The sequence below is a fragment of the Leucobacter manosquensis genome (genome assembly GCF_018304845.1).
Classification (GTDB): Bacteria; Actinomycetota; Actinomycetes; order Actinomycetales; family Microbacteriaceae; genus Leucobacter; species Leucobacter alluvii.
In genome coordinates, this window is record NZ_JAFEVO010000001.1 from 2,252,299 (window position 1) to 2,274,375 (window position 22,077).

General features: G+C 67.9%; 19 protein-coding genes and 1 tRNA gene. 10 read left to right on the plus strand and 10 right to left on the minus strand.

Going from position 1 to position 22,077, the window contains the following annotated elements:
* The first annotated feature begins 77 nt into the window (after positions 1–77).
* Positions 78–731, plus strand: a complete 654-nt coding sequence (locus tag JSQ98_RS10505; protein ID WP_211649622.1) for a TetR/AcrR family transcriptional regulator — start codon at positions 78–80, stop codon at positions 729–731.
* 1 nt (position 732) lies between these two features.
* On the opposite strand, the gene JSQ98_RS10510 is transcribed toward JSQ98_RS10505, so the two are convergent.
* From JSQ98_RS10510 to JSQ98_RS10525, 4 genes are read right to left on the minus strand one after another with little or no spacing between them, the layout of a single operon-like run.
* Positions 733–1,800, minus strand: a complete 1,068-nt coding sequence (locus tag JSQ98_RS10510; protein WP_211649623.1) for a PQQ-dependent sugar dehydrogenase — start codon at positions 1,798–1,800, stop codon at positions 733–735.
* Positions 1,800–2,948 (minus strand): DmpA family aminopeptidase, encoded by a 1,149-nt coding sequence (locus tag JSQ98_RS10515; RefSeq protein ID WP_211649625.1) that lies wholly within the window; start codon positions 2,946–2,948, stop codon positions 1,800–1,802. The genes JSQ98_RS10510 and JSQ98_RS10515 overlap by 1 nt, the downstream gene beginning before the upstream one ends.
* Positions 2,945–3,613 carry a TetR/AcrR family transcriptional regulator gene (locus JSQ98_RS10520; protein WP_211649627.1) on the minus strand — a complete coding sequence of 223 codons (669 nt, stop codon included), beginning with the start codon at positions 3,611–3,613 and terminating at the stop codon, positions 2,945–2,947. Before JSQ98_RS10520 ends, JSQ98_RS10515 begins: the two co-directional genes overlap by 4 nt.
* Positions 3,613–5,106, minus strand: a complete 1,494-nt coding sequence (locus JSQ98_RS10525) for an APC family permease (protein ID WP_211649628.1) — start codon at positions 5,104–5,106, stop codon at positions 3,613–3,615. Before JSQ98_RS10525 ends, JSQ98_RS10520 begins: the two co-directional genes overlap by 1 nt.
* 104 nt (positions 5,107–5,210) lie before the next feature.
* On the opposite strand from JSQ98_RS10525, the gene JSQ98_RS10530 reads away from it, so the two are divergent.
* On the plus strand, positions 5,211–6,803 hold the full coding sequence (locus JSQ98_RS10530; RefSeq protein ID WP_211649629.1) for an SDR family NAD(P)-dependent oxidoreductase: 1,593 nt from the start codon (positions 5,211–5,213) through the stop codon (positions 6,801–6,803).
* Positions 6,804–6,833: 30 nt separating this feature from the next.
* On the opposite strand, the gene JSQ98_RS10535 is transcribed toward JSQ98_RS10530, so the two are convergent.
* From JSQ98_RS10535 to JSQ98_RS10545, 3 genes are all read right to left on the minus strand, one after another.
* On the minus strand, positions 6,834–8,465 hold the full coding sequence (locus tag JSQ98_RS10535; RefSeq protein WP_211649630.1) for an MFS transporter: 1,632 nt from the start codon (positions 8,463–8,465) through the stop codon (positions 6,834–6,836).
* A complete protein-coding gene (gene glsA / locus JSQ98_RS10540; RefSeq protein WP_211649631.1) occupies positions 8,462–9,472 on the minus strand; it encodes a glutaminase A in 1,011 nt (336 codons plus the stop codon). The genes JSQ98_RS10535 and glsA overlap by 4 nt, the downstream gene beginning before the upstream one ends.
* Positions 9,473–9,579: 107 nt before the next feature.
* A complete protein-coding gene (locus JSQ98_RS10545) occupies positions 9,580–10,335 on the minus strand; it encodes a ZIP family metal transporter (RefSeq protein ID WP_200331127.1) in 756 nt (251 codons plus the stop codon).
* Between the two features lie 111 nt (positions 10,336–10,446).
* Here JSQ98_RS10545 and JSQ98_RS10550 point away from each other — a divergent pair, with 111 nt between their 5' ends.
* The gene (locus tag JSQ98_RS10550; protein WP_211649632.1) at positions 10,447–11,688 is read left to right on the plus strand and encodes a cation:proton antiporter; all 1,242 of its coding nucleotides are present in this window, start codon (positions 10,447–10,449) and stop codon (positions 11,686–11,688) included.
* A gap of 114 nt (positions 11,689–11,802) precedes the next feature.
* On the opposite strand, the gene JSQ98_RS10555 is transcribed toward JSQ98_RS10550, so the two are convergent.
* Positions 11,803–11,885, minus strand: a tRNA-Leu gene (locus JSQ98_RS10555).
* A 133-nt stretch (positions 11,886–12,018) separates the two neighbouring features.
* Between JSQ98_RS10555 and JSQ98_RS10560 the strand changes: the two genes are divergently transcribed.
* Genes JSQ98_RS10560 through pknB form a run of 7 tightly spaced genes read left to right on the plus strand, consistent with a single transcriptional unit; the run spans position 12,019 to position 21,221 of the window.
* A complete protein-coding gene (locus JSQ98_RS10560) occupies positions 12,019–12,936 on the plus strand; it encodes an FhaA domain-containing protein (protein WP_346728776.1) in 918 nt (305 codons plus the stop codon).
* A complete protein-coding gene (locus tag JSQ98_RS10565; protein ID WP_211649633.1) occupies positions 12,933–13,499 on the plus strand; it encodes an FHA domain-containing protein FhaB/FipA in 567 nt (188 codons plus the stop codon). Before JSQ98_RS10560 ends, JSQ98_RS10565 begins: the two co-directional genes overlap by 4 nt.
* 2 nt (positions 13,500–13,501) lie before the next feature.
* Entirely contained in the window at positions 13,502–14,773 is a 1,272-nt protein-coding gene (locus JSQ98_RS10570; RefSeq protein WP_090145750.1) for a protein phosphatase 2C domain-containing protein, read from the plus strand.
* The gene (locus JSQ98_RS10575; RefSeq protein WP_211649635.1) at positions 14,766–16,166 is read left to right on the plus strand and encodes an FtsW/RodA/SpoVE family cell cycle protein; all 1,401 of its coding nucleotides are present in this window, start codon (positions 14,766–14,768) and stop codon (positions 16,164–16,166) included. Before JSQ98_RS10570 ends, JSQ98_RS10575 begins: the two co-directional genes overlap by 8 nt.
* Positions 16,163–17,650 (plus strand): penicillin-binding transpeptidase domain-containing protein, encoded by a 1,488-nt coding sequence (locus JSQ98_RS10580; RefSeq protein WP_211649637.1) that lies wholly within the window; start codon positions 16,163–16,165, stop codon positions 17,648–17,650. The genes JSQ98_RS10575 and JSQ98_RS10580 overlap by 4 nt, the downstream gene beginning before the upstream one ends.
* On the plus strand, positions 17,647–19,446 hold the full coding sequence (locus JSQ98_RS10585) for a protein kinase domain-containing protein (RefSeq protein ID WP_211649638.1): 1,800 nt from the start codon (positions 17,647–17,649) through the stop codon (positions 19,444–19,446). The genes JSQ98_RS10580 and JSQ98_RS10585 overlap by 4 nt, the downstream gene beginning before the upstream one ends.
* 59 nt (positions 19,447–19,505) lie before the next feature.
* Positions 19,506–21,221 carry a Stk1 family PASTA domain-containing Ser/Thr kinase gene (gene pknB, locus JSQ98_RS10590; protein ID WP_090145756.1) on the plus strand — a complete coding sequence of 572 codons (1,716 nt, stop codon included), beginning with the start codon at positions 19,506–19,508 and terminating at the stop codon, positions 21,219–21,221.
* A gap of 69 nt (positions 21,222–21,290) precedes the next feature.
* Here the strand turns inward: pknB and JSQ98_RS10595 are convergent, their stop codons facing one another.
* On the minus strand, positions 21,291–21,926 hold the full coding sequence (locus JSQ98_RS10595) for an anthranilate synthase component II (protein WP_211649639.1): 636 nt from the start codon (positions 21,924–21,926) through the stop codon (positions 21,291–21,293).
* Positions 21,923–22,072, minus strand: coding sequence for a hypothetical protein (locus JSQ98_RS10600; RefSeq protein WP_200331145.1), 150 nt, complete (start codon positions 22,070–22,072; stop codon positions 21,923–21,925). Before JSQ98_RS10600 ends, JSQ98_RS10595 begins: the two co-directional genes overlap by 4 nt.
* Between the last annotated feature and the right edge of the window lie 5 nt (positions 22,073–22,077).

A 22,077-nucleotide genomic window follows, 5' to 3' on the forward strand; every position in this document is an offset into this window, starting at 1 on the left:
CCCTCGTGGGCCCGATTCGTGCGCGATCACCTGCGTGCGCTCCTCGAAACGCGTCAGAAAGTACGTACACTGACCCGGTGAACCGAGAATCGCACAGGCGCACCAACGACACGCGCCGCACGCTCATCGAGGCGACCATCAGCGTCATCGCTCAGCACGGCCTCGCGGGGGTCACCACTCGCCGAGTCGCCGAAGTGGCTGGAACACCGCTGGGGAGCGTGCACTACTGGTTCGCCAGCAAGGAGGCCCTCCTCGACGCCGTGGCCGCTCACGTGCAGCACGCGACGGATGCCGGTCTCGGCACCCCTGGCTCGGGATTCGATCTCGGTGCGCAGATCGGGTGGCTGTTCGATCGGACCATCGAGATGCCGCTCGAAGACCACCTCGCGATGTTCGAGATCCTCGCGCATTCTGTGCGCCGGGGCGGAACGGGACTGGCCGATGCGAATCACGAACAGATTCGGGCGCAGGCCGTGCAGCTGCTGGAGCCCTGGCGCGACGGCGCGGATGCGCAGCTCCCGGGCGGGTTCGCGGCACTCGTCACGCTGGTGCACACCACGATCATCGGCACGTGGTTCGGGCATTTCAGCGCTGACACCGAGACGCTCCGCGGCGGGATCCGCCTGCTCGGCGCCCTGCTGCGCGATGTGCCGCGCGACCCCGCAGTCGCCCTAGATCCCGCCGTCGCCGCAGACGCCGCAGTCGCCCCAGCCGCCCCAAATCCCGCGTAGGTCACTGCAGTACGACGATGCGATCGTCCCCATCGCGCGGAGCGCCTCGACCGTCGGTGTTGTTCGTCACGGCCCAGAGCTCGCCCGACGGCGCGACCACCACATCGCGCATCCGCCCGAGCGCGCCGGCATCGTGCAGCTTCGACGCCGTCAGATCATTCAGGGGCACCTCGCGGATGGACTCGCCCCGCAGATTCGCGATCCACACGCTCCCGTCGTGCACCGCGATGCCGCTCGGACTCGCGTCGGCGGGCTGCCACTGCTGCACGGGATCGACGAACTCGGGATCTTCCGCTGCACCCTCGACCTCTGGCCACCCGTAGTTCCCTCCGGGTTCGATCACGTTGAGCTCGTCCCAGGTGTTCTGCCCGAACTCCGAAGCCAGCATCGTGCCGTCCGGGGCCCAGGCGATGCCCTGGGGGTTGCGGTGCCCGAGGCTCCAGACCGGCGACCCCGCAACGGGATTGTCGGCGGGAAGCGTGCCGTCGGGCTCCATCCGAAGGATCTTCCCGGCGAGCGACTCGGGATCCTGCGCAGCACTGGGAACACCGGCGTCGCCGGTCGTCGCGTAGAGCATGCCGTCGGGGCCGAAGGCGAGTCGGCCCCCGTTGTGGGTGCCTGCTGCCGGAATCCCGTCGAGCACGACGTCGGGATCGTCGAGCGCAGGCCCGTCATCGCCGTCAAGCAGCGCGAAACGCAGGATGCGGTTCTCGTCGCCCACGGTCACGTATGCGTAGAGCGCGCGCTCGTTCGCCGCGAGCCCGAGCAGACCGCCCTCCCCGCCCGCGCCGACCCCGGCGATCGTTGCGAGCTCGCTCGTCGCTCCGGCAGGGTCGAGCGCGAGGATCCGACCGCTGTCGCGTTCGCTCACGATCGGCGTCGAGGCGATGAAGGCGATCGCCCACGGCGCCTCGAGCCCGCTCGCGATCACCTCTCGGCTCGGCTGGGAGGCCCCTGGCGCATCGCTCTGCGTGCCGGCGCACCCGCCGAGCAGCACGGTCGCGAGGCAGCCGGCGGCGAGCGCGCTCAGTCTGCGCATCTGCGCGGGTCGCGGCCAGGACTGCGGCATCAGCTCGCCGACGCGAACGCGTCGCGCACCTCGTCGTGCGGCAGTGCGAAGCTGGCGTGGCCGTCGCGGCCGACCATGTCGCGAGCAGCGACGAGCGCGTTGAGCACGGCTTCCTCCGTCGCCTCGACGACCGCCGTGTAGAGCCCGTCGATCGCGCCCCAGCTGACGTGCTCGATCGATTCAACGGTTCCGGCCGGAGTGCCCATCCGGGAGCCCAGCCCGCCGCTGTTCGCCGTCGAGAATGCGAGGAAGATGTCGCCGGAGAAGTGGCTTCCCGTGGTGCCCGTGCGCGCGAGGCCGAGGGGGACGCGGCGCGCGAGTGCGCGGCACTGGTCGGGCAGCAGCGGGGCGTCGGTCGCAACGACGACGATCACGCTCCCGGCTCCCGGCACCGCCGACCCGCGAGCGGTGCCGCCGGCGGCCGCGACCTCGCCCTCGAACCACCCGCTCGTCTCCATCGGGCACGGAGCCTCAGAATCGCGCCCCAGCGGCCGGCCCACGACGCGGAGTTCGCGTCGCGATCCGAAATTCGCCTGCAGCAGCACCCCCACCGTCCAGGTGCGCTCGCCCGCGGGCACGAGCCGGGATGCCGTGCCGGTTCCGCCCTTGAATCCGTAGCAGTTCATCCCGGTGCCCCCGCCGACGTTGCCCTCTGCGATCGCTCCGGAGGCCGCCGCATCGAGGGCGGCATGCGCGTGCTCTGGCCGCACGCTCCCGGCGTTGATCGGGTTCAGGTACCCGTCCCACGTCTCGCCGACGACGGGGAGCATCCACTGCGCGGCAACGGCCGGCTGATGCTGAGCCAGCCACTGATCGACGCCCTGATGCACCGCGCCGACGGCATGGGAGTTCGTGATCGCGATCGGCGTCTGCAGCTGGCCGGCCTCCTCGATCCAACTGCGACCCGTGAGTTCGCCGTTCCCGTTGAGCACGGCGACGCCTGCGGCGCACGGCGCCGCGGCCAGATCGGCGCCGCGCGGCAGGATGGCGGTGACTCCTGTGCGCGTGACCGCCGGGTCGTCGGCGACGAGGGTCGTGTACCCGACCGTCACACCGGGCACGTCGGTGATCGCGTTCCAGCGCCCGGGCTCGCCATCGAGGGGCACGCCCAGGTCGCGCGCACGGCGCGGTTCGGCGGATGTCGTCATTCGGTCTCCTCGGGGTCGGTGGCCGCGGTGGGCGCAGCGGCAGGCGCAGCGGTGGAGGCGGTGGGTGGTTCGCCCGAGAGCCGGCAGCCGAGCGCGATCTCGGCGAACTGCAGGGTGTTGCCGAGGTACGTCTCGCGCTGCCAATTGTCGGGATCGAGCAGGTACAGGTCGTATGCGTCCTCGAGTGCGACGAGATTGGCTGCGATCGCCGGGACCTCCATGCGCGGTGAGAATGCGCCGAGCGCGACACCGACATCGATGATCGAGGTGTAGAGCGCGACCTGCCGTTCGAGGAGCAGCGCGATGTCCAGCCGAAAGCGCGGCTGCTCGCGGACGACCGCCGAGGCCTCGTAGACGACGCGCAAGTCGTCGCTGATGCGCTCGGGAATGCCCGCGTGGATGGTCGCACGCAGGCGATCGATCGGGTCGCGGTGCCCCTCGGCGACGGAGCGGCGGGTGTCGATGAACTCTCTGATCGCCCCGCGCACGGCGGCTTCGACGAGCTGGTCGAAGCTCTCGAAGTGGTAGAGCACGCTCCCGGCGCTCACCTGCGCGCGTTCGGCGACCGCGCGCACGCTGACGCCCGACAGTCCGCGCTCGCTGATGATGCGCGACGTCGCCTCGAGCAGATCGCGGCGTCGCTGCGCGGTCTTCGCTGCTGCCATCAGTCGGACTCCGTTTCTGCTGGGGGCACTACGCTGACCGACTGGGTGAGCGCCGCGTACTTCTCCGGCGAACGCCGTCTCATCACGATAGCGACGACGACGCCCGAGATGAACACCAGGGGCACGCAGGCGAGCATGAGCCCGTTGATCGGGCCTTCGACGCCGGAGACGAGGTCGAAGTGCGTGGCGATGACGAGGAAGGCGGCGAGCAGGCCGACGGCCCCGAGGATCGGCGCGACGACTACTTCCCAAACGCCGTGCCCGCGACGGTCCTTCCAGAAGAACCCGACGACGGAGACCGCGGCGATTCCCTGCGAGAAGACGAGGCCGGCCACGCCGATCGCGTAGGTCCAGAGCCCGATGCCGAGGAACGGGTCGGCTCCTGTCAGTGCGGCCGCGAGGATCGCAGCGAGGCTGATCGCGGTGAGCACGCTGCTCGCGACGTACGGCGAGCGCATACGGGGATGCGTGCGGGCGAACATCGCGGGCAGGAGTCGTTCGCGGCCGAGGGAGAAGAGGTAGCGCGAGCAGGCGTTGTGGAATGCGAGCGTGCAGGCGAAGAAGCTCGTCACGATGAGCACTTCGACGGTCACGCCCGCCCAGGCGCCGAGCGCGCTCTCGCCGGCGAGGAACATCATCTCCTCGAAGTTCTCCGACTGCGCGAGTTCGATGATGCCGTCGACGCCGAATGCGACGGTGAGCGACCAGAAGGTGAACGCGTAGAACACGGCGAGGAAGGCGATCGCAACGTACGTCGCCCGCGGTACGGTTCGTCTCGGCTGTTTCGCCTCCTCCGCGTAGATCACGGTGCCTTCGAACCCGAGAAACGCTCCGAAGCCGAAGACGAAGAGCGCACTCGCGCCCGAGGCGAAGAGCACGTTCCGGGGGTCGAACGAAGCGGCGGTCGCAGCTCCGATGTTCGCCCCGTTCTGCACGATGGCGGCGAGCGAGATCACGAGGAGAATGGCGATCTCGGCGGTGAGGAGCACGGCGAGCACTTTGGCGCCGACGTCGATCCGGCGGTAGCCGAGCGCGCCGACCGCGAGCACGGATGCGATCGACCACACGCCCCAGTGGACGTCGAGGCCCAACAGGTGCGCGAAGGTGAGTTGCGCGAAGAAGCCCAGCAGCGCGTAGAAGCAGATGCACAGGAAGGCGTACGAGACGATCGTGATGAAGGCGACACCGACGCCGATCGGTTTGCCGAGCCCCGCCGCGGCATAGGCGTAGAAGGCGCCGGTGTTGCGCACGTATCGCGACATCGCGGTGAAGCCGATCGCGAAGAGGATCAGCACCACGCCGCTCGCCAGCATCGCGCCCGGCGCCCCGATCCCGCCGACGAGGAACGCGAGCGGAGCCGAGCTCACCGCGACGGTGAGCGGAGCCGCTGCCGAGACGACGAAGAAGACGATGTCGAGGGTGCCGAGTTTTCCCTTGGCGAGGGCGCCGTCCCCGACGTCGTGCGTTGGGGAGGGGTGCAGATCTGGTGACACGAGAAACTCCTTTGTTCCGGTGCGAGTACCGAGCGCCCATGACGCTCGAGATTTCTGAACGACTGTATCACTTTTCGGGAAAATTGCTCAGAATCAGGCCTTCAATGCGCGTTGATGACCATTACTCATGTTCAGTTCTGGGCCGTCTCACGTGCCGTAACATTGACCCGGTGACAGAACCCACGACCGATTCGGCAGACTCCTCCGCCGAGCTCGGCGTCGATCCGCAGGAGCTCGCGACCGCGCTGCGCGTGATCGGCGCGGTGCACGAGCTCCCGGCCGATCACCCGGATTTCCTCGCAGTGCGCCGCGCCACCTCCACCATGTTCAAATCGGTGAAGGACCAGCGGAGACGTCAGAATCGTGAAACGGTCGCCGCCGCCGACCGCGCCGTGATCGCCGCGACGGCGACCGGGGCCCCCGATCGCATCGACGATGAGACCCGGGGCCTCCCGCTCTCGTCGAGCAGCGAGTCGCCGATCGCGGGCGAGTTGATCAAGCCGCGCAACTGCTACATCTGCAAGCAGCCCTACACCCGCGTTGATGCGTTCTACCACCAGCTCTGCCCCGAGTGCGCGCGCTTCAGCCACGCGAAGCGCACCGCGAGCGCCGACCTCTCGGGCAAGCGCGCGCTGCTCACCGGCGGGCGAGCGAAGATCGGCATGCACATCGCGCTCCGCCTCCTGCGCGACGGCGCCCACACCACCATCACCACGCGCTTCCCCCGCGATGCCGCGCGCAGGTTCGCCTCGCTCCCCGATTCCGCCGACTGGCTCCATCGATTGCAGGTCGTCGGCATCGACCTGCGCGACCCGGCTCAGGTCATCGCGCTCGCCGACTCGGTCGCGGCGCAGGGCCCGCTCGACATCCTCATCAACAACGCGGCGCAGACGGTGCGACGCTCACCCGGATCGTACTCGCTGCTCGCCGAGGCCGAGTCGGAGCCGCTGCCCGAGGGGCCGCTGCCCGAGATGCGAGTACTCGGCAAGTCCGCGCAGCTGCACCCGCGCGCACTCGAGGCGTCGGTCGATGGAGAGGTGCACGCTGCCGAGGGCCCGCGAGGCCTCGTCGGCACGATCGCAGAGGGGCTCTCGCAGCAGCTCACCGGAGATGAGCTCAGCGCGCTCGCGCTGTCGGCTGGCGCCTCGTCGCTCGCGAAGCACGCTGACGGATCAGCGATCGATGCCGGCGGCCTCGTGCCCGACGTCAGCCATGTGAACAGCTGGGTGCAGCACGTGCAGCAGGTCGATCCGCTCGAGATGCTCGAGGTGCAGCTCTGCAATACGACCGCGCCCTTCCTGCTGATCAGCCGCCTGCGCGCGTCGATGGTCGCAGCTGCAGCACGGCGCACGTACGTGGTGAACGTGTCGGCGATGGAAGGGCAGTTCTCGCGCCGTTACAAGGGACCAGGGCACCCGCACACCAACATGGCGAAGGCCGCCCTCAACATGCTGACGCGCACGAGCGCGGAGGAGATGTTCCAGACCGACGGCATTCTCATGACCGCCGTCGACACCGGCTGGATCACCGACGAGCGCCCGCACTTCACGAAGGTCCGCCTCGCCGAGGAGGGCTTCCACGCCCCGCTCGACCTGGTCGACGGCGCAGCGCGCGTCTACGATCCGATCGTTCGCGGCGAGGCGGGCGAGGATCTCTACGGCTGCTTCTTGAAGGACTACGCGCCCAGCCCCTGGTGAGCCGAGCCGCACACCGATCGACGTGCAGCGCTACTCGGTCTCGGGATCCGGAATCTCGTCGGGCTTGTAATTCGGCAGACGCGACGCCGGGAGCGCGGCGACCGCACTGATCCCCGCGAGAATGAGGAAGCCGAGCTTCAGCGTGCGCAGACGCTGATCCTCGTTCAACGCGACCGCAGCGTCGATCTGCGCGGGCGTCGCCGTCGTCGAAGCCAGCACGTCGCGCAACTCGTCGTTCCCAACGAAGTTGACCGAGTCGAGATCCACCTGCTCGACGAGCTCAGCGGGAAGCTCCGGGTGATCCTCGACCGCCTGCGCCACCCCCGTCGTGAGCAGTGTCACCAGCACCGCGCCCATCACCGCCGTGCCCACCGCCGACGCCAGATTCTGCGTCGTACCGCGGATCGAGCCGACATCTCCGGCCAGTTCTTTCGGCACCGACGTGACGAGCACGTTGAACACGAGCGTGACGAGCGCGCCCTGGCCGATCCCGAAGACGATGAGGCCGAGAATCGTCGGAATCGTCTCCCAGTTGTTCGTGACGACGAAGGCGAGCCACACGAGGGCGACGGTGGTCAGCGCAAAGGAGAACAACGCGATCGTGCGCGGTGTGAACCGGGTGTAGAAGCGCACGATGAGGGTCGCCGTGATGAATACCGTCAAGTTGAAGGGCATCATCGCGAGCGAGGTGTCGAACGGCGTTCGCCCCTGCACCACCTGGATATAGGTCGGCAGCGTGAAGTTCACTGCCGCCTCCATGAGCACGATGATGAACATCGCGTAGATCGCCGCGCGCTCCTCGGGCCGGTCGAGCACGCTGAGGTCGACGAGCGGCGTCTTCCCCCTGCGGGTGCGACGCCTCGTCCACATGAAGAACAGCTGCCCGAAGATCACGCCCAGCACGACGAGCACGGGCGCCGGAGAGAGCCCGAGAATCGAGAACGGCGCCGTGTCGCGCGCCGCCAGCACCCCCCACCCGTTGAGGTTGTTGAAGCCGAGCGTCAGCATCACGATCGCCGCACCGATCAGCACCGAGGCGATGAGGTCGATGCGCACGGCGCGATTGCCCCGATCGGAGCGCAGACCGAAGCTCAGGGCGAACACGGCGACGGCCAGAGCCAGCGTGATCAGGAACACCGGGCGCCACCCGACCAGCGTTCCGAGCGTACCGCCGATCAGGAAGGCGCTCACGCCGGAGAAGGCGCGAGCGGAGCCCAGCGAACCCACCGCCGTCGCCTGCTGATCGCCGCGATAGTTCTCGGCGATGAGCGCCACGAGCGACGGCACGATGATCGCGGCGGAGGCGCCGGCGAGCACCTGCCCCGCGATCGCCCACCCGATGGTCGGCGCGAAGATCATGAGCAGCGACGAACCGGCGAACGCCACCACGACGATGCGGAAGATGAGCACCCATCCGACGCGTTGGCCCAGCTTCGCCCCCGTCATCACCAGGGCGGCGACCGCCAGCCCGTAGACGACGATCGTGGTGCTCGCCGTCGTCGGCGGCACGCCGAAATCCTCGACGAACCCGCCGAGCGAGATCGGAAGCGCTGCGACGTTGAACGACATCAGCACCTGGGCGAGGAAGAGACCGATCATCGGCGTCCACGAGCGGCGCTCGTCGACCGCCGCGCCGTTCTTCAGCTGCTGCGAATTACTCATCCTGCGGTCTCCATTCGTGACACCCTGCTCGCGAAAAGGTTGAGGCCGAGCGCGCGCGAGAGGAACGCGCACGCCCGCTGCCCCCGCACGCTGTTGCCCGCCGGGTCGAGCGGCGGCGAGAACGAGCCGAGGGCGCCCTTTCCCGGCGAGATCGCGACGATGCCGCCGGAGACCCCCGATTTCGCCGGGAGGCCGATCTCGAAGAGCCACTCGCCCGATCGCTCGTACATGCCGCACGAGGCGAGCACGGTGAGGGTATCCCGCGCGACTTCCTCCGCCACCACGCGCACGCCCGTGATCGGATTCACTCCGCCGTCGGCCAGGGTGGCGCCCATCACCGCGAGGTCATGAGCGGTCACCACCAGCGCGCACTGGCGCGTGTACATGTCGACGATGGCGGCGGGGTCCCGCTCGAGCCTCCCGTAGCCCTCGAGGAGCCGCGCGATCGCCCGGTTCCGCGTATTCGTCCGCATCTCCGACTCGTAGACCTCGGTGTCGACGGCGAGCTCCCGACCGGCGAAGCGCGAGAGTCCGCTTCGGATCGCCTCCCACCGCGCATCGTGCGACGCTGCCGGCATCATCGCCGTCGTCGCGATCGCTCCGGCGTTGACCATGGGGTTCATCGGGCTGCCCAGGTTCAGTTCGAGCGCCATCACCGAGTTGAACGGGAGGCCGGTGTTGTTCACGCCGACGCGCTCGTGCACCGCCCGGTGACCGATCTCCTCGCAGACCAGGGCGAAGACGAACGCCTTCGAGATCGACTGGATGGTGAAGGCGTCGTCAGCGGCACCCGCCTCGTACGTCGCGCCGTCCACCCCGATGAGGGAGAGTCCGAAGCGATCGGGATCGGCTCTCGCGAGCACCGGAATGTAGTCGGCGACGACCCCGTCCTGGAGCGCCGCATACCGTGCGTGCGCCTCGTGCAGCAGCTCATCGACGCGCCCCTGGCCCGGAAGCGAGCCCGTGAACGCGCGCTGACGCACCCCTTCCATATCGACTTCGAACATCGAGGCCTCCCCTGAGTCGAGTCCCCCCTGCGCCCAGTAAACTCCCGTTGCACTGCTCACCGCAAGCACGAAGTTGTTCCGCGAGGTCGCGCGACGAAGCGGTCGCTTCAGCCTCCGAGCGAGTGCACGCTGAACGCCACGGCGAACCCCAGGGCGGTGGTGAGGCCGGTCAGCATGTGGTCGTCCTCGAACGCTTCAGGGATCATCGTGTCGGAGAGCATCGCCAGGATCGCGCCGGCGGCGAGCGCCGTGATGAACGCGATCAGGGCGGCGGGTGCACCGTCGAGCAGCAGGAACCCGGCCGCCGCGGCGACGCCCGACAGCACCGCGATCGTGGTCCACACGCCGAACACGTATGCTGCACTGCGGCCGGCCCGCTTCATGCCGGCACTGCTCGAGAGCCCCTCGGGCACATTCGAGATGAAGACGGCGACGAGCATCGCCGGGCTGACCGCGCCCGATGCGACGAGGCCGAGGCCGAGTACGAGGGATTCGGGGATGCCGTCGAGCAGCGCCCCCACTGCGATCGCGGTGCCGCTCCCCGGCTGCTGCGTCTCGCTCGACTGAAGCCCGTTCGACCGCTTCCGGTGCCGCGCCCCGCGGCGCGCGAGCAGCGCGTTCGACGCGACGAAGATCACCGCACCGACGAGAAACCCCGAGACGGTGGGCACGAGGCCTCCCCCGTCGGCAGCCTCGTCGACCAGTTCGAACGCCAGGGCCGAGATCAGCACGCCGGCGCCGAACGCCATGATCGTCGACACGACCTTCGGCGGTATGCGCCACCGCCAGGCGACGAACGCTCCGAGGATCAGCGCAGCGCCGCCCACGAACCCCCACCAGAGGGCCTGCAGCCACATCGGAATCATCGCCACCCCCGTCGCTTCGGAATGTCCGGTCTCCCAGCCACGCTACTCGGCGTCCGCCTGATCCGTGGGTTCGCCTCCTGCTGGCTTCCTGCAAGTAGCATGCAGGGCGTGCATGCATTGATCGTGAGCGGGCTGGCCGTCATCGTCGTGTGGTCGCTGTTCAGTCGCGTACTCGAGCGGCTTCGCATCGCCGGCCCGCTTGCGGTGATCGTCCTCGGCGCGCTTTCCGGCCTGCTGTTCGGAGAGGATCTCGGCGAGCATCTCGACACGGATGTGGCGGAGAAGGTCGTCGAGATCGTCCTCGCCGTTCTCCTATTCGTCGATGCGACCGAGGTACGACGTGGCTTCCTCGGCGGAGAGGGCCGCATCGTCGCCCGTCTCCTCTCCATCGGACTCCCGGGCGCCCTCATCCTCACGTCGCTCGCCTGCATGCTGCTCCTCCCGGGAACTCCCTGGGCGGTGATCCTCGTTCTCGCCTGCATCATCACGCCCACAGATTTCGCGGCCTCAGCCGGGATGCTTCGCGACACGCGCATCCCGTCTCGAGTGCGGCACAGCCTCAATGTCGAGAGCGGGTACAACGACGGCCTCGTTTCCCCGCTCTTCATCTTCGCTTTGGCAGTCGCAGAAGGTCAGGAAGCCCAAGGAATCGGTCCGGCTCTCGAGAGCGCTCTCTGGGCCTCGCTCATCGCGGTGCTCGTCGGTGCGATCGTGGGGGGTGCGACCGGCGTCATGATGCAGGTGGCCCACCGGAAGAACTGGCTCACCGCGCAGTCCCTGCGCATCGGGATCGTGATGATCCCGCTTCTGGTGTACGTGCTCGCGATCCAGTTCAACGGAAACGGCTTCGTGGCGGCGTTCGTCGCCGGCATCGCGTTCCGGTCGGGCCGCCTCGAGCACCGCCGATCCGATTCGAGCCTCGACCACGCCGAGATGTCTGCTGTCGACGACCTCGGCTTTCTCTCATCGCTCGGCGTGTGGTTCGTGTTCGGCGCCGTGATCATCCTTGCTGCGGAGACGGGTGTGAACTGGGTGCTCATCGCACTGGGCGTTCTGGCACTGACCGTCTTGAGAGTGGTCCCGGTGCATGCAGCGCTGTGGGGAAGCGCACTTCGGTGGAGGGAGCGCACGGCCATCGGCCTTGCCGGGCCTCGCGGTACGGCTTCGGTCGTATTCGGGCTCCTCGCATTCAATGCGCTGCGAGAAGACTACGCAAATCTGGCGCTCTACCTGACCATCGTCGTCGTACTGGGCAGTGTCGTCTTCCACGGCGTCATCGCTCCCCGCATGATCGTCGCGCTCACGCACGACGCCTCCGCCGCCCCGGCGACCACGGCCGACAAGAACTGACGTCGATTGCCTCCGACTGCCAGAAACGCAGCAGGGCCCGAAACCGTTACCGATTCCGGGCCCTGCTCATCAGAAAATAATCTGAAGCCTTCCCTGTACTGAAAGACCTTCTCGTGCGCGAGGGGGGACTTGAACCCCCACGCCCTTGCGGGCACTGGCACCTGAAGCCAGCGCGTCTGCCATTCCGCCACTCGCGCGAGACGTTTCCTGAGCGCTTCCACTCAGACAACTCCCCTAGCTTAGCAGCCGAAGCCCGTCTCACCAAAGCGGGCTAAACTAAACCAAACCGCCGCGGGCGTCGCCCGGGCAGACGAAGGGACGAGACGGCACGTGGGCATTCTGGATAGCGTCGAGCGCGGGCTCGAGCGAGCCGTCAACGGCGCGTTCGCGCGCACGTTCCGCTCAGGAGTGCAGCCGGTCGAGATCGCGTCGGCTCTGAAGCGCGAGCTCGACATCGGCGCGGTCGTCGTCGACCGCGACCGCGTGCTCGCCCCCAACCGCTTCGTCGTGCGCGTCTCCGAGAAAGACGCCGACCGGCTGTACCAGCTGGGCAGCACGCTCGGGCAGGAATTGCGCGGGGTCATCACGAAGCATGCGAAGCGGCAGAGCTATCAGCTGCTCGGCGAGCCAGATGTCGAGATCCGCAGCGACAGTTCGATCACGGTCGGCGTGCTCGAGGTCGATGCGTCGCGCGTCGAGGGCGCGGTCGACTGGGTCGCCGCCATCGACGTCGACGGCACCCGCCATGAGCTGAGCCGCGGCACCACGACCGTCGGGCGGGGCAGCGACTGCGGCATCCGCATCTCAGACAACGCCGCGTCGCGCAAGCACCTGGAGCTGATCTGGGATGGCACGGCGGGCATCGCACGCGACCTCGGATCGACGAACGGGTCGAAGATCAACGGGCAGCGTTTCCGCGAGGCGGCGCTCTCCCCCGGCACCGTCATCACCATCGGTCAGACGGGTCTCCAGTTCCAGCTGGTTCCCGGCCGCGAAGCTCAGACACCGCAGCGTCCGGCGCCCGCCGCCCCGACGCGGGTGAATCCGGCCGCCCGGCAGGAGCCGCCTCAGCCCCGCCCGGTTCCCGCCGCTGACTTCCCCAGTGCGCCGCCGAGCGCGGGCGCGGCCCCTCGAATTTCAGACTCACCCGACCGAGGCGCCGACCGCAGCGCCCCACGCACCTCGAGCCCGAAGCCCGCGCAAGACGCGGCCCCGGGCATCGATGAAGACTTCTGGAGAGGCCTGTGAGCGAACTCACCCTCCTGATCCTCCGCATCGGCTTCCTGCTGGTGCTGTGGATCTTCATATTCGCGATCGTCTACGCCCTGCGCAGCGACTTGTTCGGCGCCCCGGTGCGACGCATGAAGGGCGACGGGTCGGCATCCGGCCCATCGGTGCAGGCGATGACGCCGGTCTCCTCCCCGACGCACTCCCCCGCGCCGGCCGCCCCTCAGGCGGCAGCGGCCCCGCCCGCGATCACGCCGAGCGGCGGTGCTCTGCCCTCCGCCGGGGGCGCGGGAGCTCCGCAGCATCTCGTCATCACGTCGGGCGTCGCCTCCGGAACCTCCATCGTGCTCGACGACGACCTGGTCACCATCGGGCGCAGCAGCGATTCGACCCTCGTCATCGTCGACGAGTACACGTCCACCTATCACGCGCGCCTCGCACGCACGGGCGGTGAGTGGATCCTCACCGATCTCGACTCCACGAACGGCACTCGCCTCGATGGCGCCCGCGTCACGAAGTCCGTGCCGGTTCCCCCGTTCATGCCCGTCACCATCGGCACGACCACGTTCGAGCTGAGGCCCTGAGCGTGACGGTCGCGTACACGAGCGCCATCGGCTCCCATGTGGGCATGGTGCGGTCGAACAACCAGGATTCCGCCTTCGCCGGAGACTACATCTACCTCGTCGCCGACGGCATGGGCGGTCACGCGGGCGGTGACGTCGCCTCCGCGATCGCGGCGAAAGCCATGGCAGAGCTCGATGTGCCGCCGATGGGCAGCCCGGAGGCGATGACCAATGTGCTGCGCACGGCGATCCTCGACACGAATACGAAGCTCCGCTCCACCGTGCGCGACCGCCCCGAGCTGGCGGGTATGGGAACGACCTTCACGGGGTTCATTCCCGTCGAGGATCAGCTGGCCATCGGCCACATCGGCGATTCCCGCCTGTACCTGCTGCGCGACGACGCGCTCCAGCAGATCACGAAGGATCACACCTTCGTGCAGCGCCTCGTCGACAGCGGCAAGATCACCGAGGAGGAGGCGAAGATCCATCCTCGCCGCTCGGTGCTGATGCGCGTGCTCGGCGACGTGGATTCATCGCCGCAGGTCGACACGCAGGTGGTCGACACGCAGCCGGGCGATGTCTGGCTGCTGTGCTCCGACGGCCTGTGCGGGTACGTCGACGACGTCGACATCGAGAAGATCCTGCGGCGTCGTTCGACTCTGCAGGGCGGCGTCGACGCCCTCATCGACAAGAGCCTCTCGCACGGCGCCCCCGACAACGTCACCGTGGTTCTCGTCGAGACCGTCGCCGCTCCCGCGGTCGATCCCGGTGACACGCTCGAGCTGAAGCAGGAGGGCCGGCGCTTCGCAGGTTCGGCAGCCACCACTGAAGCGGCGATGGACGGCACCACCTCCACGGCGCGCAATCGCCTCTTGAGCCGCAAGCGCGCGGTTCGCAAGGCCCCGGTCGTCGAGGAGAGCCACTTCGAGTCGCGCGTCGACGAGTATCTCGCCGAGCTCATCGCAGAGACCAAGCGCCGCAACCGGCGTCGCCGTCTGCTCTGGGCATTCGGCGCGGTCGCCGTGCTCGTCGCGATCGGCGGCGCCCTGCTCGTCGGGTATCAGTGGACGCAGACCCGCTACTTCGTCGGCACGAACGACGAGACGGTGATCATCTACCAGGGCGTGCAGCAGAACATCGGCGCGCTCTCGCTCTACTCGGTCGCCGAGGACACCGAGATACCTCTCGAAGACCTCGACGGCCTCGAGCAGCGCCAGGTGAAGCGCACGCTCACGGCTGGTTCGCTGGAGGAAGCCCGCGATATCGTGCTGCGATTGGGGGATACGGATGAGTGACGCCCAGTCCTCGGGCGGCGCGGAAGCCCGCACCTTCGAGAAGACCCGCACCAGCGAGACCGTGCTGCAGCGCATCACGGCGTTGCGCGCGCCGCGCAAGCTGCAGGCGCTCGAGCTCTCGCTGCTCCTCTTCGCGATTGCCATCGGCGTCGGCGCGATCGTCATCATCGACCTCACCGTGGGTGGTGAGCCGTCCACGAGACTGTTGCCGATGGGCATCGCCTTCGCCGTCGCACTGGTGGGCCTGCACCTGACGATCCGCCGCATCGCTCCCGATGCCGACCCGCTCATCATGCCGATCGCGGCGATGCTGAACATGGTGGGCATCGCGATGATCTACCGCATCTCGTTCGACGAGGAAGCAGCCGATCCCGTGCGCCAGCTGCTGTGGTCGACCATCGCGGTCATCGCTGCGATCATCGTGCTGTGGGTGATCCGCAACCACATGGTGCTGTTCCGCTACACCTACCTCACGGGCCTCGCGGCCGTCGTGCTCCTGCTCCTGCCGATGCTCCCGGGCATCGGGCAGACCATCAACGGCGCACGGGTCTGGATCAACATCGGAGGGTTCTCCTTCCAGCCGGGCGAGATCGCCAAGATCCTGCTCGCCATCTTCTTCGCGGGCTATCTCGTGCGCAGCCGCGACTCGCTCGCGATGGCCGGGAAGAAGATCCTCGGCATCCGCTTCCCGCGCGCCCGCGACCTCGGGCCGCTCATCGTCTTCTGGCTCGCCGCGATGTCCGTGCTGGTCTTCCAGCGGGACCTCGGCACCTCGCTGCTCTACTTCGGCCTGTTCCTGTCGATGCTGTACCTGGCGACGGGCAGGATCGGCTGGATCATTCTCGGGCTCGGCCTCTTCCTGGCCGGAGGGCTCATCGCGAGCCAGACGCTGAGCTACGTCGGCAACCGCTTCGCGAACTGGCTCGACCCGTTCGCCGACCCCAACGGTGCGAGCTACCAGATGGTGCAGGGGCTCTTCGGAATGGCGAACGGCGGCATGACCGGCACCGGACTGGGACAGGGCTACCCGTGGGTGACGCCGCTCTCATTCAGCGACTACATCATCCCGAGCCTCGGTGAAGAGCTGGGTCTGATCGGAATCTTCGTGATTCTCGCGGCCTACCTGCTGCTGGTCGGCCGCGGGCTCCGGATCGGCTTCGCCGGGCACGACGACTTCGGCAAGCTGCTGGCCGCCGGGCTCGCGTTCACCATCGCGTTCCAGGTCTTCATCGTCGTCGGCGGTGTCACACGCGTGATCCCGCTGACGGGTCTCACGGCGCCGTTCCTCGCGGCCGGCGGCTCGTCGCTGGTCTCCAACTGGATCATCATCGCTCTGCTGATCCTGCTCTCGAACTCGGTACGCAATCGACCGAAGCTGGTGATCCGCGCATGAACAAGCCCCTCAAGATCATTACCCGCGCCGTCTTCGGCATGTTCATCGTGCTCTTCTTCTCGGTCACGATGATCCAGTTCGTGCAGGCCGACGACCTGCGCGCCAACTCGTTGAACTCGCGCGCGCTCATGAACAGCTACAAGGTGGAGCGCGGCGCGATCCTCGTCGATGGCGATCCGGTCGCTTACTCGACGCCGACCGACGACGATTTCCAGTACGTGCGCCAGTACGCGAACGGGCCGATGTACGCGCCGCTCACCGGCTACTTCTCGCGCACCCAGGGCATGACGGGCCTGGAGTCCGCGATGAACCAGGACCTCTCGGGAAGCGGCAACGCGCAGTTCTTCACGCGCATCATGAACACCCTGAACGGCGTCGAGCCGCAGGGCAGCTCGGTGGAGACCACGATCGACCCCGCGGCTCAGGAAGCGGCGTATGCGGCGATGACCGAGAACGGGTTCGAGGGCGCCGTCGTGGCCGTCGAGCCGAAGTCCGGCAGGATTCTCGCGCTCACCTCGACCCCAGGGTTCGATCCCAACGCGCTGTCGAGCAACAACGACGCCGACATCATCACGAACTACCGCCAGCTCAACGATGACCCCGCGCAGCCGCTCCAGAACCGCGCCATCGCCGGCGACCTCTACCACCCGGGCTCGGTGTACAAGCTGATCTCGGCCGCCGCCGCGATCGAAGCCGGGGAGGCGACGCCGTCGACGGAGTTCGACAACCCCGCGCAGTGGACGCTGCCCCAGTCGACCTCCGTGCTGCAGAACGCCTCCCGCAGCACCTGCGGCCCCGGTGAGAAGGCGACGCTCGATCAGGCGATCGTGCTCTCGTGCAACATCCCGATCGCCGAGATGACGACGAAGATGGATGACAACGCCGTGCCGGAGATGGCCGCGAAGTTCGGGTTCGAGCAGGAGATCGCGATTCCGACTCCGGTGACGCCGAGCCAGTCGCCGGTGCCGGAGAGCAAGGCGCAGGTCGCCCTCTCCTCGATCGGTCAGCAGGATGTGCGTGCGACGCCGCTGCAGATCGCGATGGTCTCGGCGGGCATCGCCAACGGCGGAACGGTCATGAAGCCGTACCTCGTCGACAAGGTGATCACGCCTGATCTGAAGGTCGAGAAGGAGTACGCGCCCGAGGAGTTCAGTCAGCCGGTCTCGAAGAAGACGGCGGATGCGGTCGCGGGCATGATGGAGCGCGGTGTGAACACGCCGGAGGGTCTCGCGCAGAACGCGGGCATCGACGGCGTGCGCGTCGCGGGCAAGACCGGTACCGCGGAGAACGGCACGGACGCAGATGGGAATGATCTTCCCTTCACGCTGTGGTTCACTGGTTTCGCACCGGTAGAGGACCCGGAGGTCGCGGTAGCCGTTGTGGTCGCCGACGGCGGCGGCGCGAACTTCGGAAATGAGGGGGGCTCGTTCGATCTCCCCACGGCTGTTGGAAAACGAGTAATGGAAGCGGTGTTGAGCGAATGAGGCCAGCGGCAGGGATCACATTCGGCGGACGCTACGAGCTCAGCTCGAGGATCGCCGTCGGTGGCATGGGTGAAGTGTGGAAGGCGACCGACAGCATTATCGGCCGCACCGTCGCCATCAAGATCCTCAAAGACGAGTACATGGGGGATCCGGGCTTCCTCGAGCGCTTCCGAGCCGAGGCCCGTCACGCCGCTCTCGTGAACCACGAAGGCATCGCCAACGTGTTCGATTACGGCGAGGAGCAGGGCTCCGCGTACATCGTGATGGAGCTCGTCCCGGGCGAACCGCTCTCTGCGATCATCGATCGCGAGGGGCGCCTCCCCGCCAACCGCGTGCTCGGCATCGTCGCGCAGACCGCGACATCGCTGCAGGCAGCCCACGACGCCGGCCTGGTGCACCGCGACATCAAGCCGGGCAACCTGCTCATCACGCCTGAGGGGCGCGTGAAGATCACCGATTTCGGGATCGCGCGCATCGCCGACCAGGTACCGCTCACTGCGACCGGTCAGGTCATGGGCACCGTGCAGTACCTCGCGCCGGAGCAGGCCAGCGGGCACACGGCGACCGCGGCGACCGATATCTACTCGCTCGGCGTCGTCGCGTACGAGTGCCTCGCCGGCAAGCGACCCTTCACCGGGGAATCGCAGGTGGCCATCGCGATGGCGCAGATCAACGACACGCCGCCCGACCTGCCGAACGACATTCCCGAGCCGGTGCGCAACCTCGTGTACGCCTGCCTCGCGAAGGATGCGGCAGGTCGGCCGATGACGGCCGCGAAGCTGGCGCAGGCCGCGACCGCACTGCACCGCGGCGACGTGCAGCTAGCCGCGAGCTACGTTCCGCAGGTGCTCGGCGATAGCCAGCCCGCGACCATGGCGCTGCCGCAGACCGCCTCGAACGATGCGGCGACCACGGCGCTGCCGCGCACCACGGCCATGGCGGGCGCCGTTGCGGGCGCCGATATCGCGGACGACGAGGCCCCGGTCGAGGAAGAACCGAAGAAGAAGAAGCGGAGCCCCTGGACCTGGCCGCTGATCACCCTGCTCGTGCTGCTGCTGCTCATCGGCGGCGGCACGGCGATCGCCCTGTTGAACGGCAACGACGACGCCAACCAGCAGCCGACGACCTCGACGCCGAAGCGCACCTCCACTCCCACGAAGACGACCACTCCTCCCGAGCCCACCACGGGCGTCGTGAACGGCGACGAAGTCGTCGGGCGGAACGTCGAGGAGGCCGTCGGGTACCTGCAGGGACTCGGCTTCACCAACGTGACGACCGCCCCCGGCAATCAGGCCCCCGATGATCAGGTCAACCTGGTGACCTCGGTCAACCCGACCGGCAGCAGCGTGCCGCTCGACGAGCCGATCACCCTGACCTACAACGTCGCCTACGGCGAGGCACCCGCCCCGGGCGCACCGACCGGCCCGAGCTCCGTCAAGTCGGGCGCGTCATTCACCGTCTCGCTGCCGACGTACGTCTGCCCCACCGGGATGCAGGTCACGAACTACAACGTCGTTCCCACCGGCGCCTCGCTCGCCAGCATCTCCGGCACGACCGCGAATCTCGTCGCTGATGAGCTCGAGGAAGGCGCGAGTGACGGCGCCATCACGGTGAATTACACGGTCTCGTGCCAGGGCAACGGCGCGGAGCGGGTTTCGCCGGCCTCGCCCGACCTCGCGATCACCCTCGAAGCACCCGAGAAGGCTCCGACCACCGGCTCGAACTCCGGGTCGAACGGTTCGGGCAACCCGAACGGCAACCCGAATTCGGGGGCGAACGGCGACGACGAAGGGTAACAGCTCGGCCACACGGCGAAATCCCGGTTCGCATCGAGATAAACTGAGGACGATAATCCATGACCACGGAAGAGGTGAACATGCCCGAAACGACCGATGTCGGCGAACAGCGAATTCTCGCCGGCCGGTACGCGATCGGGGAGTTCGTCGGCCAGGGTGGCATGGCGACCGTGTATCGGGGCACCGACACGAAGCTGGGCCGTCAAGTCGCCATCAAGGTGATGAAGGCCGACCTCGCGGGAGACGCGCAATTCCGCTCGCGCTTCCGTCAAGAGGCCCAGTCCGCGTCGCGCATGGCCCACCCCACGGTGGTCCGCGTCTTCGACGCCGGTGACGACCTGATTCAGACGGCCGATGGCCCGAAGCGCCTGCCGTTCATCGTCATGGAGTACGTCGAGGGCACCAACCTCCGTCAGCTCGAGGCCAAGGGTCGGCTGTCGCAGTCAGAGGCGTGCCGTGTCGTGGATTCGGTGCTGACGGCGCTCGAGTATTCTCATCGCGCCGGCATCGTCCACCGCGATATCAAGCCCGCGAACATCATGATCACGAAGAGTGGTCAGGTGAAGGTGATGGACTTCGGCATCGCCCGCGCCGTCTCCGACACGTCGTCGACCTTGCAGGAGACGACGGCGATTCTCGGCACGGCAGCGTACTTCTCGCCCGAGCAGGCCAAGGGCGAATCGATCGATGCTCGCACCGATCTCTACTCGACCGCGGTCATGCTCTACGAACTGCTCACGGGCGACGTGCCGTTCCGCGGCGACACCGCAGTCGCGGTCGCGTACCAGCATGTGAGCGAACGCCCCAAGCCGCCGAGCGATCGCGAACCAGAGGTGACGCCCGAACTCGACCGCGTCGTACTCTACGGTCTCGCGAAGGACCGCGCCAAGCGCTTCCAGTCGGCGTCCGAGTTCCGTGAGGCTCTCCGTGAAGCGGCTGAGGGGCGCATGCCGAAGCTCGCCGTGCAGCAGCAGGACACGGTGCTGTTCTCCGGCGGCGAGGAGGTGTCCGAGTCCGATCTCGCGCTCCGCCAGCTCTCCGAGGGGGGCGGCGCGACACGCACGCAGAGCCGCCCGCCGGTCATGTGGACCTGGGCCGCGATTCTCACCATCGGCGCTGTGATCGTCGCCGTCGTCTTCTGGCTGGTCACCCTGGCGCCGCAGGAGTTCCTCCCCGATTCCTCGCGCGAGGTGCCCGATCTCATCGACATGCCGCGCGGCGAAGCGCTCGACCGACTGCGCGATCTCGAGCTCACGACCATCAGCGTGGAGCAGACGAGCGAGACGATCGCCAACGACCACATCATCTCCACCGAGCCGGAGGCCGGCTCAGTGCTGACCTCCGGCGACAGCATCACGATCTACATCTCTACCGGGCCGGAGACCGCGAAGGTTCCGTCGGTCGGCCGCATGTCCGAAGACGACTATCGGCAGAAGCTGGAAGATCTCGGCCTCACCGTCGGCATCGTGTCGAAGCAAGACGACCCCACCGAGGCTGCGGGTCGCGTGCTCAGCGTGACGCCTGAGCCGGGTACGGAGCTCGAGTCGGGCTCCGGCGTCGAGATGGTGGTGTCGAGCGGCAACGTGCAGGTGCCGGAGGTCGTGGCGCAGCCGATGCAGGTCGCGAAGTCGATGGTGGAGAGCCTCGGTCTGAACGTGACCTACACGCCCGACCCGTCATGCCCCACCGTCGAGGGGTATCCGATCATCGAGCAGTCGATCGTCGGGTCCCAGGCGCAGCGTTCCGCTCTCACCCTGAAGTACTGCGCGGGCTGACCTGCGGGTGAACGTGGCGGTCGTCCGCCGCAGTCCCCGCAGTGCCCCGCGCACGCGGTGGCCGCGGAGTCAGTCGATCAGCAGCGGCGACAGGGTGCGCGCGACTTCCGCCGCGTTCGGGACGCCGACGACTGCGAGCCAGTTGCCCAGCTGCTGGTACCCGCCCTCGGTGAGTACCGATTCCGGATGGTACTGCACGCCGTAGATCGGGAGCTCGCGGTGACGCACCGCCATGACGATCCCGCTCGCAGTCTCCGCGGTGATCACCAGGCTGTCGGGCACCGTGTCGCGCACCACCGCGAGCGAGTGGTACCGCGTCGCATCGAACTCACGAGCCACGCCGTCGAAGAACGGATCGTCAGTGTGGATGACGCGCGAGACCTTGCCGTGCATCAGCTCTTCCGCGTGAGTGACGGTGGCTCCGAGCGCTTCAGCGATGGCCTGATGGCCCAAGCACACGCCGAGCAGCGGCACGCCGGTGCGGAACGCAACGTCGACCATGGCGATGGAGACACCGGCGTCCGTCGGCGTCCCCGGGCCCGGGGAGATCAGCACGCCGTCGTACTCGGAGACGAGGGCTTCAAGGCCTCCGCGGGTGACCTCGTCGTTGCGCAGCACATGCGTCTCAGCGCCGAGCTGCTGCAGGTACCCGTTCAGCGTGTAGACGAAACTGTCGTAGTTGTCGATGACCAGGATCTTGCTCACGTGTTGACCGTCACTTCCTCGCCAGGCATCTGCGTGGCGACCCAGGGGTAGACGTACGCGATGAGCGCGTACACGATGGCCGCCGCAACGAGCAGCAGCACGATGACCCGGAGCCATGCCGGGCCGGGGAAGAAACGCCAGAGCATCGAGA